This is a genomic window from Streptosporangium sp. G12 (genome assembly GCF_052983175.1).
On the sequence record NZ_JBRIQO010000011.1, the window covers coordinates 155,523 to 168,878 of the forward strand.

General features: G+C 72.1%; 10 protein-coding genes. 5 read left to right on the plus strand and 5 right to left on the minus strand.

Going from position 1 to position 13,356, the window contains the following annotated elements; all coding sequences use genetic code 11:
* Positions 1-26: 26 nt before the first annotated feature.
* On the minus strand, positions 27-1,580 hold the full coding sequence (locus ACVCAG_RS18515; RefSeq protein WP_440084318.1) for a protein kinase domain-containing protein: 1,554 nt from the start codon (positions 1,578-1,580) through the stop codon (positions 27-29).
* 129 nt (positions 1,581-1,709) lie between these two features.
* On the opposite strand from ACVCAG_RS18515, the gene ACVCAG_RS18520 reads away from it, so the two are divergent.
* Positions 1,710-1,859: a hypothetical protein gene (locus ACVCAG_RS18520; RefSeq protein ID WP_440084317.1), complete on the plus strand. Its 150-nt coding sequence runs from the start codon at positions 1,710-1,712 to the stop codon at positions 1,857-1,859.
* A gap of 284 nt (positions 1,860-2,143) precedes the next feature.
* Here ACVCAG_RS18520 and ACVCAG_RS18525 read toward each other — a convergent pair whose 3' ends face one another.
* Positions 2,144-2,557, minus strand: coding sequence for a hypothetical protein (locus tag ACVCAG_RS18525; RefSeq protein WP_440084316.1), 414 nt, complete (start codon positions 2,555-2,557; stop codon positions 2,144-2,146).
* 135 nt (positions 2,558-2,692) lie between these two features.
* On the opposite strand from ACVCAG_RS18525, the gene ACVCAG_RS18530 reads away from it, so the two are divergent.
* The gene (locus ACVCAG_RS18530; protein ID WP_447190070.1) at positions 2,693-3,703 is read left to right on the plus strand and encodes a S1 family peptidase; all 1,011 of its coding nucleotides are present in this window, start codon (positions 2,693-2,695) and stop codon (positions 3,701-3,703) included.
* 398 nt (positions 3,704-4,101) lie between these two features.
* Here ACVCAG_RS18530 and ACVCAG_RS18535 read toward each other — a convergent pair whose 3' ends face one another.
* The 3 genes from ACVCAG_RS18535 to ACVCAG_RS18545 form a co-directional block, all read right to left on the minus strand.
* A complete protein-coding gene (locus tag ACVCAG_RS18535; RefSeq protein ID WP_447190071.1) occupies positions 4,102-5,268 on the minus strand; it encodes a beta-propeller fold lactonase family protein in 1,167 nt (388 codons plus the stop codon).
* A 131-nt stretch (positions 5,269-5,399) separates the two neighbouring features.
* Entirely contained in the window at positions 5,400-5,969 is a 570-nt protein-coding gene (locus tag ACVCAG_RS18540) for a dihydrofolate reductase family protein (protein ID WP_440084313.1), read from the minus strand.
* Between the two features lie 74 nt (positions 5,970-6,043).
* Entirely contained in the window at positions 6,044-6,631 is a 588-nt protein-coding gene (locus ACVCAG_RS18545; RefSeq protein WP_440084312.1) for an NAD(P)H-dependent oxidoreductase, read from the minus strand.
* A gap of 151 nt (positions 6,632-6,782) precedes the next feature.
* Between ACVCAG_RS18545 and ACVCAG_RS18550 the strand changes: the two genes are divergently transcribed.
* The 3 genes from ACVCAG_RS18550 (at position 6,783) to ACVCAG_RS18560 (ending at position 13,328) form a co-directional block, all read left to right on the plus strand.
* The gene (locus tag ACVCAG_RS18550) at positions 6,783-10,238 is read left to right on the plus strand and encodes a BTAD domain-containing putative transcriptional regulator (protein ID WP_440084311.1); all 3,456 of its coding nucleotides are present in this window, start codon (positions 6,783-6,785) and stop codon (positions 10,236-10,238) included.
* A 171-nt stretch (positions 10,239-10,409) separates the two neighbouring features.
* Positions 10,410-11,144, plus strand: a complete 735-nt coding sequence (locus ACVCAG_RS18555) for a TetR family transcriptional regulator (protein ID WP_440084310.1) — start codon at positions 10,410-10,412, stop codon at positions 11,142-11,144.
* Positions 11,145-11,234: 90 nt separating this feature from the next.
* On the plus strand, positions 11,235-13,328 hold the full coding sequence (locus ACVCAG_RS18560; protein WP_440084309.1) for an SDR family NAD(P)-dependent oxidoreductase: 2,094 nt from the start codon (positions 11,235-11,237) through the stop codon (positions 13,326-13,328).
* Positions 13,329-13,356 lie beyond the last annotated feature (28 nt).

Sequence of the window (13,356 nt, forward strand, 5' to 3'; positions counted from 1 at the left end):
CGTGAGGCGACCGGCCCGCGTCCCAGCTAGTCGTCATCGTCACCGTCCTCCTCGTCGTCTCCCTCGGAGTGGTGACGAGGGGGTTCGCGATCCCGGTCGTCCGGCTGGAAGACGAAGCCGGAGTCGCGCAGGAAGGTGATGAGCGGCCCGTCGGAGGCGAGCCTGCCCCTCCGCCGCGCCTCGGACAGGTCCCGGCCGAGCTTGCGCAGCTCGTCACGCGCCTTCTCGTTCTCGCCCTTCTGGAGGGCACGGGCCACTTTGACGATCCTCTCGCGGATCTCGCGGGCCACCCTGCGGTCGATCCTCCCCTCGCGTTCCTGGTCGGTGACCGCCCGGTGGAAGGCCGGCAGGAGTTCCTGCCAGTCCCGCGCCGCCGGCCGCACCGGTGCCGGGGACGGCGCCGCGGACGCGCTCGGCGAGACGGCCGGTGTGGGGGGCGGCGACGCGGGCGGTGCCGAGGACGGCGCCACCGCGGCGATCGCGGACGGTGCCGCCGTGCCGGCCTGCCGCGCCGGGTCCGATGGCACCAGTGCCCAGAGAGCCGCCGCCACCGGCACGGCCACCACGCCCAGCGCGATCGCGACGGACCGTCCGGGCGACCGCCCCCGCGTGAGCGCGGAGAGGGCGCCGGACACAAACGCGGACACGGACGCCGACGTGGGTACCGGTCCCGGCGTGGCCGCCGGCGGCACGGTTTCGTACGTGGACGTCGGCATCGGCGGCGGCGGTGCGATGTCGCGGGCGGCCGGCACGTGACGGGCCGTCGCGGCGAGCCGGCGGACCACCTCTCCCCCGGTCGGCCGCGCGCCGGGATCCTTCTCCAGCAGGGCCAGGACGAGCCTCTCCAGCTCCGCCGGTACGTCGGGCCGGTACCGCCTGAGCGGGTCCGGCCGGTCGCGGACGTGCTGGGAGATCACCTCCGTGGCCGGGCCGGCGAACGGGGGCCGCCCGCACAGCAGCTCGTAACAGACGCAGCCGAGCGCGTACATGTCGGAGGCCGCGTTTCCCGGCTCACCGAGGATCTGCTCGGGAGACAGGTAGGCGGCCGTGCCGATGACGCTTCCCGCTGAGGTCAGCCGCATCGCGGCCTCGGTCGCGACCCTGGCGGTACCGAAGTCGACGACCTTGAGCGCGCCGGCCGCGCCCAGGTGCAGGTTCGCGGGCTTGACGTCGCGGTGCACGACCCCGGCCCGGTGCGCGGCGTCCAGCCCGAGCGCGGCCTGCCCGGCCAGGTGGCACGTCTCGGACACGCTCAGCGGTCCCCGCCCGGCCAGCTCGGCGGCGAGGTCCCTGCCGGTCAGCAACTCCATCACCAGGTACGGGCGGCCCTCGTGCTCGCCCGTGTCGAGCACCGTCACCACGTTGGGATGGACGACGCGCGCGGCGGTCCTCGCCTCCCGGGCGAACCGCTCACGCGTCGCGGCGTCGGCCACCGCCGGTGCCAGGATCTTGACCGCCACCGCCCAGCCCGGCCGCAGGTCGTAACCGCGCCAGACCTCGCCCGTGCCGCCGCGGCCGATCGGCTCGTCCAGCCGGTACCGGCCGGCGAGCACGGTCGCCGTCCCCTCCCAAACCCCCACGATCCCCGCCATTAATTCCTAGTCCGACAATTGGCCCACAACTATATGAGGGGACTCTCCACCCCATGGATGTACATCAAAAACCCCTTCCGAACCGGGGCTCCCTGTCCCGCTGGATCTGGTTGGGCCGTGGTTGATCCCGGCCTGGTGCCCTGTGTCCGCTCCGCCTCCCAGGGCGGCTCGATCGTGATCGCGCGGGCGGCGTCGCGGATCGCCCGGACGGCCGAGCCGGTGCGGTGGCGGTCGAACACCGCCCGACCGACCACGGCCTCGCCGTGACAGCCGATCACGGTGGCCGGCTACGGGACCCGGGGTGGGACGCGTGACCACTTCCGGCAACGGCCGTATTCGGCACTTGACCGCCGGCCGCGCTTGGAAACGCTCACCGAACACTTCTCATCTCATTTCGCCGTATTGTTTAATCCCATAAGCCGCCTGTCCCGAAAAATCCGGCTTCACAAATAGACACTTCCGCGTGGTTGTGGCTTATACGGCGCTGACCGGCATCGGTTGGATTAAGGTGGCGTTGCCCACATCGCATGATCGAGGCACTCTCCCCCCTCTTATCGGAAACCGAGGTCGAGGAGAGACCGATGCCCCGCAGACATACCGCCATAATGGGATGTGTCCTGGCGATCACCGCCCTTCCCCTGACAGCCGTTCCAAGTGCCGCCCAGCCCTTGACGGAAGACCCCGCAGCCGTGGTACTGCCACCACCGGGCATGGTCGAGGCTCTTCAGCGCGATCTGCATATCACCAAGGAGCAGGCCCGGGCCCGGCTGATCAACGAAGCCCGTCTGGCACCGATCGAAGCGCGGCTCCGCAAAAGGCTCGGTAACCGTTTCGGCGGTTCCTGGTTCGCCGGAACCAACGCGCAGATCCTTACCGTGGCCACCACCGATCCCGCCGATCTTCCTCAGATCATTGCCGAGGGCGCCCAGGGCGAGGTGGTCACCCGGTCGCTTTCGCAGCTTCACGCGGCCCTGCACAAAACCAACACGGCGATGTCCACGGCCGATGAAAAAGTGCGTTATATCGATACAAAGAGCAACAGAATTGTCATCCTTACCTCGGATCCTTTGGTCACCGAGAATGAGATAGCGGCCAGCGGTGTGAGCACGAGCGTCGTGCAGGCGGTGCACTCCGGCGAGAACCCTCGGCTTCTTGACGACGTGCTCGGCGGCAGCCCCTACTACGTCGGTGTCGGGTCCCGCTGCTCGGTCGGGTTCTCCGTGACCAAGGGGACCCAGAAGGGCTTCGTCAGCGCCGGCCACTGCGGCAACCAGGGGCAGGCCACCACCGGCTTCAACCGGGCGCCGCTGGGGGTCTTCCAGGGGTCGACCTTCCCGGGCAAGGACTTCGCCTGGGTCGCGGTGAACGACAACTGGACCCTCAAACCATCGGTGGACAACGGCTCGAACAGCACGGTGAGCGTCTCCGGTTCCAGGGCGGCCATCGAGGGAGCCTCGGTCTGCCGGTCCGGCTCGACCACCGGCTGGCACTGCGGGACCATCCAGCAGCTCTACACCAGCGTCACCTACCCCCAGGGAACCGTCTCCGGGGTGACCCGGACCAATGTGTGTGCCGAGCCCGGCGACTCCGGCGGCTCGTTCATCTCCATCGACCAGGCTCAGGGGGTCACCTCCGGTGGCTCCGGGGACTGCACCTCGGGTGGCGTGACCTACTTCCAGCCGATCGGCGAGATCCTCGCCGCCTACGGTCTGTCCCTGCTGACCACCGTCACCCCGTCCACCCCACCCACCTCACCCGCCCCACCCACCTCACCCGCCCCGCCGAACGCGGGGGCGAACATCTGTACCGGCTACTCGAACACCTTCAAAGGCACGCTGAGCGAGAACAGGTCCGCCTATCAGCCGAACGGCCGTTACTACCGCTCGACCGCCGGCGCCGTCCACTCCGGTTGCCTGAACGCCAACGACACCACCGACTTCGACCTCTACCTGCAGAAGTGGAACGGCCGGAGTTGGGGCACCGTCGCCGCCTCCGAGGGATCGACCCCCAACGAGAAGATCACGTACACCGGCGCGGCCGGCTTCTACCGCTACCGCGTGTTCGCCTCCGGTGGCTCCGGCCTCTATACGCTGGCATACAACGTGCGATAACCCGTATCGCGAAAAGTCAGGGATCGCATGGAAAAACAGCGCTTTTCTGTGTCAAACAGCTGAGATCAGGGTGGCATCCCGACGTACTGGACCGGTGAAGGCGATCGTGGTCCACAGCCCTGATCCTCGAGGCCATGAGCGCTCCCTCCCGCAGTCCTGATCTTCGAGGCCGCGGGAGGGGGCGCTCGCGTCGCACTCGCCGCCGGACCGGCTCCCGGAAGGCTCGCGTCCCGCCGGAGCCGGTGCCCTCCGGTGCCGGCCGCGACGGCCGTGCGCGGCATGTCAGAGCGTGGCCGGGGAAACAGCTCTCCGCCCGCGGGAAGCGGATCGTCGAGAGACGGGTGATCGGCTGTGCGGCGACCGGCGGCATCGCTCCCGGCGGCTCACCTCGTCCGTCATCAGGATCGCGGGACCCGGCGGAATCCGGTCGCGACCCCGAAAGGCCCGTCTCCGACGGGGATGGTGGCGGTGACCTTGTCGGTCATGGTGTCGATCACCGACACGACGCCCGTACTCAGATCGGTCACGTAGGCGCGGGCGCCGTCGGTGGAGGTCGCGATCCCGAAAGGTCTTTCTCCGACGGGGATGGTGGCGGTGACCTTGTCGGTCCTGATGTCGATCACCGACACGACGCCCGCACTCAGATCGGTCACATAGGCACGGGCGCGGCTGGAGGCGACCGCGACCCTGAAGGGATTCCGGCCGACGGGGATGGTGGCGGTGACCTTGTCGGTCCTGGTGTCGAGCACCGACACGGTGCCGGACCCCTGGTTGGTCACATAGGCGCGGGCCCTGCCGGGGACGACCGCCATCCCGAAAGGCCCGTCTCCGACGGGGATGGTGGCGGTGACCTTGTTGGTCACGGTGTCGAGCACCGACACGGTGCCGGACCCCTGGTTGGTCACATAGGCGCGGGCCCTGTCGGGGATAACCGCGATCCTGAAGGGATTCCGGCCGACGGGGACGGTGGCGATGACCTTGTTGGTCGCGCTGTTGATCACCATCACGGCGCCCAACCACGTGTTGGTCACATAAACACGGGTTCCGCGAGGGGAGACCGTGACCCCCATCGGGTGGTCCTCGACGGGGATGGTGGCGATGACTTTGTCGGTCGCGGTGTCGATCACCGAAACGGTGTCCGATCCCTGGCTGGTCACATAGGCGCGCGCGCCATTGGGGGAGATCGCCACCTCGAGAGGATTGCGACCGACGGGGATGGTGGCGGTGACCTCGTTCGTCGCGCCGTCGATCACCGTCACGCTGTCCGACTGCGTGTTGACCACATAGACGAACCTCTGAAGCTGCGCGGTCGCCGCGACCGGAACGGCCGTGGCCGCCCATACCGCCAGCCCTGCCACGACGGCCACCGCGGCCGTGGGCGAACGGACGGACCGCCCGCGCCCCGGGGGTCGGCTGAACAATTTTCGAGGGTCGTTCTCGATCGCGTGTCTCATCCAACGCCACAGCACAGGAACCTCCATCGAGACAACAGGGTTCCGTTCTACGCTCGCATCACATTGCCCGGAGAAGACGACGCATTGACTTGAATTCTTGCGGCCGTGCATTTGATCGATTCATCATTCGGCGACAGCGGTCCGCGCCCGCCCCGGAGGCGACGAGATCGTGGGGCGATGGGCACCCCGGGAACACGGGGTCCCGGGAGCGGCGCGCGCTCCCGGGACCCCGGCCGTGCCGCTCAGCCGTCGTTCGCCTGGCCGCCCGCCGCGTTCACCGGGCGGTAGGCGAGGGCGACGAGGCCGGTGCCGAACGTCGTGTTGTCCACGAGCTCCAGGGTCGCCTTGACGTTCTCCCCGCGGAACAACCGCTGCCCCTCGCCGAGGATGACCGGGGAGACCATGAGCCGGTACTCGTCGAGCAGGCCGTTCTCCATGAGCTCGTCGGTGAGCCGGCCACAGCCCCAGATCATGATGTTCCCGCCGGGCCGCCCCTTCAGTTCGGTCACCTTGGTGACGAGGTCGTCACCGTGGATGATGGTCGAGTTCTCCCACTCGGCCTTCTCCAGGGTCGAGGAGACCACGTACTTCTCGATGCGGTTCACGTGGTCGGCGTAGGGGTTGCTCATGCCGGGCCACGCCTGGGCCATGCCCACGTAGGTGACCCGTCCCAGCAGCAGGGCGTCGCAGCCGAGCGTGAGGTCCATGGCGTACGCTCCCGACTCCTCGTTCGAGTACGGCATGGACCACAGGTGGGGGTTGTCGATGTAGCCGTCGAGCGTGGTGTGGGTCATGGCGATGATCTTGCGCATGGTTTTCTCCGTGTCGTTCGTGGTGGTCGAGGGTTGATGGGGCCGGATGGTCCGGATGAGGGCGGGGAAGGGACTCAGGTGACGTACGGGTTCCTGGCCCGGGCGTCGCGCAGGGCGCGGGCCCACCAGGTCAGCCGGTCGAGTGTGGTCCGCACCGCGGTGTTGCACTCCGCGCCGGCCCTGGGCCAGGTGCCGTCGGCGGCGAAGAGATCCCAGTAGCGGGGAAGGGTGACGGCGTCGCGGATGGCCACGGCGTGCAGTTCGGTGAAGACCTGGCGGAGCTGGTCGACCGCGTGCAGGCCGCCGGAGTCCCTGCCGTAGGCGACGAAGGCGACGGGCTTGGCCTGCCACTCCTCGTAGTACCAGTCGATGGCGGTCTTCAGCGGAGCCGGGAAGCTCCGGTTGTACTCGGGGGTGACCACGACGAAGGCGTCGGCGGCCGCCAGCCTCGGTGCCAGGGCGGCCACCTCGGCGGGGACGGGCCCCTCCTGGTCGTTGAGGGTCTGCGGCAGGCCGGTCTCGGCCAGGTCGATCAGGTCGACGTCCAGATCGCCGCGCCTGCGGGCCCGGGCGGTGAACCAGCCCGCCACGGTGGGCCCGAACCGGCCGTCGCGGGTGCTCCCGATGATGACCGCCAGCCGCAGCCGGTCGTCCTGCGACATCTCCGTACCTCCCTCGCGTCCGTCTCCGGTTCGACGTGTTCCACGATGCCGCACCCCTCTTACGGAAAAGCTCCCGTCGTTTTACGGCCGGACCGGGGAGCGCGAGAATCCGCGGTAATGACGACGAGCGCACGACGTTATCGTGGCCTTCATGCGTTTCGGGGTGCTTGGGCCACTGGCCGTGTGGACGACCTCCGGCGAACCGGTGGCGATCCCCGGGCTGAAGGTCCGCACCCTGCTGGCCGACCTCCTGGTGCACGAGGGGCGTCCGGTGCCCGCCGACCGGCTGATCGACGACCTGTGGGGCGACGATCCGCCCGGCAACCCGGCCGGCGCCCTGTCGGCCAAGGTCTCGCAGCTGCGCAGGGTGCTGGAGGACGCCGAACCCGGCTGCCGGGACCTGGTCGTCCGCCATCCCGCGGGCTACGTGATGAGGGCCGACACCGACGTCGCCGGTTTCCTGCGCCTCCTCGACGAGGCGGCCCTGGCCGGGGACCCGTCGGCCAGGGCCGCGCTGCTGGCCGACGCGCTGGCGTCGTGGCGCGGTCCCGCGTTCGCCGACTTCGGTGACGAGCCGTTCGCGCGCCCCGCGATCGCGCGGCTGGAGGAGCGGCGGCTGACCGCGCAGGAGGACCGCGCGGAGGTACGGCTGGAGCTGGGCGAGCATGTCCTGCTCGCCGGGGAACTCGGCGACCTGCTCGCGGCGCATCCCCTCAGGGAGCGGCTGCGCGCCGCCCACATGCGTGCCCTGTACCGGTCCGGGCGGCAGAGCGAGGCGCTGGACAGCTACGAGGAACTGCGCGTGCTGCTCGCCGACGAGCTGGGCCTGGACCCGGGCACCGACCTGGTCGCCCTGCACCGGGCCGTCCTCACCCGGGATCCGGCGCTGGCCGCGCCCGGCGTTCTCCCCGGCAGGCCCGGCGGCAACCTCCCGGCGCCCCTCACCAGCCTGATCGGCAGGGAGGAGGCCGTCACCGGGATCCGCGCCCTGGTGGAGGCAGAGCGGCTGGTGACGCTCACCGGTCCCGGCGGCGTGGGCAAGACCCGCCTGGCGATCGAGGTCGCCAGGCACCTGACCGGCCCGGAGGCGGCCCCCTCCGGCGCCGCCCCCCGCCCTTCCGCCGGCGCCTCCTCGGACGGTGTCCCCTCGGGCGGCGCCTCCTCGGGCAACGTCCCCTCCGGCGGCGTGCGTGACGGGGTCTGGCTGGTCGAGCTGGCCGCGCTCGACCGCCCCGGCGACGAGGACGCGGTCCACCGGCTGGCCGAGACGATCATGACGGTGCTGGACGTCCAGGACACCGCGGGCGCCGCGGGGCCGGTGACCGCCGCCGACCGGCTCACCGAGGCGCTGCGCCCCCGGCGGCTGCTGCTGGTGCTGGACAACTGCGAGCACGTCGTCGAGCCGGTCGCCGAGCTGGCCGGGCTGCTGCTGCGCGCCGCCCCGGGGCTGCGGATCCTCGCGACCAGCCAGGAGCCGCTCGCCCTGCCCGGTGAGGTGGTCTGGAGCGTCCCGCCACTGGAGGTCCCCGGCCGGACCGCCGACGACATCCCCGCGCTGGAGCGGACGGGTTCCGTACGGCTGTTCGTGGCACGCGCGTCCGCAGCGACCCGGGGGGCCCGGGGGGCCCGGGGATTCGCCCTCGACGCGGACACCGCCCCGGCGGTCGCGGCGTTGTGCCGCAGGCTGGACGGCATCCCGCTGGCGCTGGAGCTGGCCGCGACGAGGGTGCCGGCCCTCGGGGTGCACGGTCTCGTCGCCCGCCTGGACGACCGGTTCCGGCTGCTGGCCACCGGGCACCGGGGCGTCCCGCCGCGCCAGCAGACCCTGACGGCGATGATCGACTGGAGCTGGGATCTGCTGACCGACGCCGAGCGCGCCGTCCTGCGTCGCCTCGCCGTGCACGCCGACGGCTGCACCATGGAGGCCGCCGAGGCCGTCTGCGCGCAGGACGACGTTCCGGCCGCGGACGTGCTCGACCTGGTGGCGCGGCTGGTGAACCGGTCGCTGGTGGTCATGGTGGACGGTGCCGACGGGCCGAGATACCGGTTGCTGGAATCGGTGGCGGCGTACTGCGTCGAGCGTCTCCAGCGGTCCGGTGAGTACGAACGGGTGCGGCTGCGGCACCTGCGCCACTACACCGGCCTCGCCGAGCGAGCCGCGCCGCGCCTGTACGAGGCGGACCAGCGGCGCTGGCTGCGGCTTCTCGACGCCGACGCCGCCAACCTCCGCGCCGCGCTGAACGCGGCCGTCAGGAACGGCGCCGCGGACGGCGCGCTGCGTCTCGCCGGCGCGATGGCCTGGTACTGGTTCCTGCGCGGCCGGCTGTCCGAGGCCCGCCGATCCCTGGCGGCGGCACTGGCCGTCGCCGGCGAACCACCGGTCGCCGTCCCCCGGGACCGCGAACCGGGTACGACCGGGAACCCTGAGCCGGACACCGCCGGCGGCTCCGGGGGCGGCTCGTTCGCCGCGCTCCGGGCCAGGGCCCTCACCTGGAAGACCGCGGTCGAGTTCCTCCAGGGTGAGGTGGAGGTCGCCGACCGGGAGAAGCTCCGCCGGGCGGCCCTGGAGGCGTACGAGGACGCGGACGATCCCGGCGGGCGTGCCAGGGCGTGGTGGATCCTCGCCTACGCGGGGCTCGACCTCGGCGACCTGTCCGCCGCCGCGGACCTGCTGGACCGGGCGCTCCCCTCCTTCGAGGCGCTCGGCGACCGGTGGGGAACGGCCGCGGCCCTCGCGCTCCGGGCCAAGCTCGCGCACGTACGCGGCGACATGGAGGGGCTCGAGCGCGACGGCGAGCGCAGCGCGCGGATCTTCGGCGAGCTCGGGGAGCGCTGGGGGCAGCTGGAGGCCGGCGGCTGGCTCGGCGCGCTGGCAGAGATGACCGGTGACCTCGACCGGGCCGAACGGCTGCAGCGCGACGGCATGCGCCTGGCCGAGGAACTCGGGCTGTGGACGGAGTTCGCCGGGCGGCTGGGCTGGCTGGGCTGGATCACGCTGCAGCGCGGCGACTACGCGCGGGCGGCGGAGTCGAGCGAGAGGTCGCTGCGGCTCTACGTGGAGCAGGGCCACCAGGCGGGGCAGGTCTTCGCCCGGATGGGACTGGCCTTCGCCGCGCGCAGGGCCGGCCGCCTCGACATCGCGGAGACCCACCTGCGCGACGTGCTGGACCGCACCCCGCCCGGCGCCGAGGAGCCGCCGCCGTACCTGCCGATGATCGTGGCCGAGCTCGGCTTCGTCGCCGAGCAGCGCGGCGACGCGGCGACGGCCCTCACCCTGCACCTCTCGGCCCTGGACCTCTCGGCCAGGCTCGGCGGGACCCGGGAGATGACGGTCGCCGTGTACGGCCTGGCCGGAGCCCTGGCCGTCGCCGGACACCACGACCGCGCCGCCCGGCTCCTGGGCGCGGGCGCCGCGGCCCGCGCGTCGAACTCCGTTCCCCTGACCCGGGTGGAGGGCGGCGACATCGACCGGATCACCGCGCGGGTCCGTGACGCGCTGGGCGAGGAGCGCTTCGCCGCCGAACACGAAAGCGGCACCGCGCTCACACACGATCAGATCAGGTCCACGGCCGTCATACCGGACACCGCCGCGTCCGCGCCGGACTGAACACGCGCCCCCACCGGGCCGGGAGCGGGAGACGCGCCGGACCGGCGGTCACCGGACTCGGGAGGGCCGCCCCGGAGCACGCTGTCCTCCCGGATCCTGTGATCGCCCAGCCCAGGTAAATCGATTTCCCGATGGATTGTCAGGGCTGGCGATCCTGGCAGACTGTCCGGCATGAGGAAGAACGAGGAGAGCGGGGAAGACGTCTCCGCGCCCCGGGCGCGCCGCAGGGGCCGCCCGCCCAGGGACCGTTCCGCGCCGTCCGCGCCGTCGACGCCCGACCGCATCCTCGCCGAGGCGACGGTCCTCTTCGCCCGGCACGGGGCCGGCGGTGTCTCCATGCGCGACATCGCCGCCCGGGTCGGGATCGACGTCTCCAGCGTGCACCACCACTTCCCGTCGAAGGCGTCGCTGTACGACGCCTGCTTCGCGCGCGTCTTCGAGCTGGAGCAGGCGACGCTCACGCCGCCGGTGCGCGCCTTCCTCGCCGCCGTGCGCTCCGACCCCCCTGGCGACGTCGTGGGCGCGATGCACGCCCTGGTGGACACGTTCGTCGACTTCCTCGACGAGCATCCCCAGACCACCTTCCTGTGGCTGCGGCGGTGGCTGGACCCCACTCTCCACCTGTCCCTGGACGAGGCGTACTCCCTGCCGATCTACGGCGAGATCGAGCGCGCCCTGCTGGAGGCGGCCACCCGCGGCCTCGTCGTCGAGCCGACGCCGCACGTCACCGTGCGCAGCCTGGTCTGGGCGGCCCACGGCCACGTGACCGCGCTGAGCGCCCTGAACTCCCACGGCGGCGACGCGGTGGCCGCGGACCGCGAGAGGCGTGAGTTCCGCGCCTACGCCCACCGCTTCGTCGACCGGCTCCACGCGGCCCCTGGCGCGGGCGCCTCCGACGGCCGATAATTCCATCATCCGATGGAATATGGGAGGCAGCGGATGGGCGCAAGCGAAGCGGGCCGGGAAGCGGCCGGCGGAACGCCGGGTCGTGGTGGCGTGACCGCCGTCGTCGGTGGCGGCGCGGCGGGCATAGCCGCGGTCAAGGCCCTCGTCGAGGCCGGTCTGCCCGTCCTCGGCGTCGAGCGCGCCGCCTCCCTCGGCGGACTGTGGCGGCTGGACGCCGACACCGCGTCCTACGAGGGTCTTCGCCTCAACACGAGCAAGCCGCGCACGGAGTTCTCCGACTTCCCGATGCCCGCCGAGTGGCCCGACTACCCGGACCGCGCCCAGATGCTCGAGTACCTGCGCTCCTACGCCGACCGCTTCGGGGTCGGCGAGCACTTCCGGTTCGGCACGACGCTCGAATCGGCCCGGCGCACCGGGGACGGCTGGGAGCTGGAGCTGACCGGCCCCGAGGGGCCCTACCGCGAGACGGTGGAGCACCTGGTGGTGGCCAACGGTCACAACCACGAGCCCCGCCTCCCCGAGCCGCCGTACCCGGGGACGTTCACCGGCACCGAGTCGCACGCGCACGACTACGTCACCCCCGCCGAACTGGCCGGCAGGCGCGTGCTCGTCGTGGGCACCGGCAACTCCGCGATGGACATCGCCGCCGAGCTGGCCGGCCACGCGTCGGCCGTGCTGCTGTCGGCCAGGCGAGGTGTCTGGGTGCTGCCCAAGCGGCTGCTGGGCCGCCCCTCCGACCAGCTCAACGGCGCCCTCGCGGCCCTGCTGCCCTGGCGGGTGCGGCAGGTGGTCTCCCAGGCGGTGCTCAGGGTCGCCGACAGGAGACCCGCCGGGCCGCGCCTGCCCGCTCCCCGCGAGGGCGTGCTCCAGGACCACCCCACCCTGAGCGACTCCGTCCCCCGGCTGATCGCGGAGGGAAGGGTGCTCGCCCGCCAGGGCGTCGCGCGCCTGGACGGCCCGCGGGTCCATTTCGCCGACGGCCAGGTGGACGAGGTCGACCACATCGTCTGGTGCACCGGCTACCGGGCCGTGACACCGTTCCTGGACGCCGCCACGATGCCCGACCCGGCGAGCGCGCTGCTCTACCGCCACGTCTTTCCCATCGGCGACGACTCGATCAGCTACGTCGGGCTGATGCAGTCGACCGGCTCGGCGCTGCCCGTCGTCGAGGCGCAGAGCCGCCTCGTGGCCGCCGTACGCGCGGGAACCCACCGGCTGCCCGACCCCGGGACCGCACGGCGGATCGCCTTCGCCGAACTCGACGCCGCCCGCGGCCGCTGGGGGCGGCGCAGGCCCCACATGCGGATCGACGTCGACCAGTACCTCCGCGTCATGGACCGCGAGCTGCGCGCCGCCCCGTCCCGCGCGCTGGCCGGGCGCCGGATCCTGGTCACCGGCGCGGCGGGCACCTTCGGCAGGGCGATGAGCGCGCGGTTCACCGCCCGGGGCGCGCACGTGGTCGGCCTGGACATCGTGGACACAGCCCGCCCCGACGACTCCGGCATCCCGATCATCGCGTGCGACATCACCTCCCAGGAGTCCGTCGACGCCGCGGTGGCCGAGGCCGCGGCCCTGCTCGGCGGCATCGACCTGCTGGTCAACAACGCGGGGCGCGGCGGACCCGCCCCGGCCGAGCTCGCTCCCGGCGAGGAGGTCGAGGCGCAGCTGCGGCTGAACCTCCTCGGCGCCTGGCGCGTGACGGCGACGGTCATGCCGCACCTGGTGCGCACCCGCGGGCGGGTGGTCTTCATCGCCTCGCGGATGGCACTCCTGCCACTGCCGCTGGCGGCGGCGTACGGCGTCTCCAAGCGCGCGCTCGCGGCCTACGCCGACGCGCTCCGGCTGGAGGTCGGCACGCACGTCGGCGTGACGACGGTCTACCCGAGCATGGTCCGCAGCCCGATCCACGACAGTACGCGGCAGGCGGGACTGTCCCTGGACGCGGTGTCCAGGCCGGAACCCGTGGAGGGCGTGGTCGACGCGATCGTCCGCGCCGTCACCGCCCGCCGCGCCCCGCGCGACGTGGCGACCACCGTCCGGGGGCGCGTCGAGATGATGGTCGGCAGGCACGCCCCCTCCCTGGCCGACCGCCTCGTACGCCGCACCGTCGCGGCCCGCGTGGCGGCCGGCGACTTCGCGAACGCCCCCCTCGCGGCGGGGATGGTGAGCAGGCACCGGAGGTAGAGGACCGGTGCCCGCCGGGCACGTTCGA

What these genes read in the sequence shown, in the direction of transcription:
- ACVCAG_RS18535 (WP_447190071.1), bottom strand. Translation starts at nt 5,268, where the DNA reads ATGCACGGCCGCAAGAATTCAAGTCAATGCGTCGTCTTCTCCGGGCAA.
- ACVCAG_RS18540 (WP_440084313.1), bottom strand. Translation starts at nt 5,969, where the DNA reads ATGCGCAAGATCATCGCCATGACCCACACCACGCTCGACGGCTACATC.
- ACVCAG_RS18545 (WP_440084312.1), bottom strand. Translation starts at nt 6,631, where the DNA reads ATGTCGCAGGACGACCGGCTGCGGCTGGCGGTCATCATCGGGAGCACC.
- ACVCAG_RS18550 (WP_440084311.1), top strand. Translation starts at nt 6,783, where the DNA reads ATGCGTTTCGGGGTGCTTGGGCCACTGGCCGTGTGGACGACCTCCGGC.
- ACVCAG_RS18555 (WP_440084310.1), top strand. Translation starts at nt 10,410, where the DNA reads ATGAGGAAGAACGAGGAGAGCGGGGAAGACGTCTCCGCGCCCCGGGCG.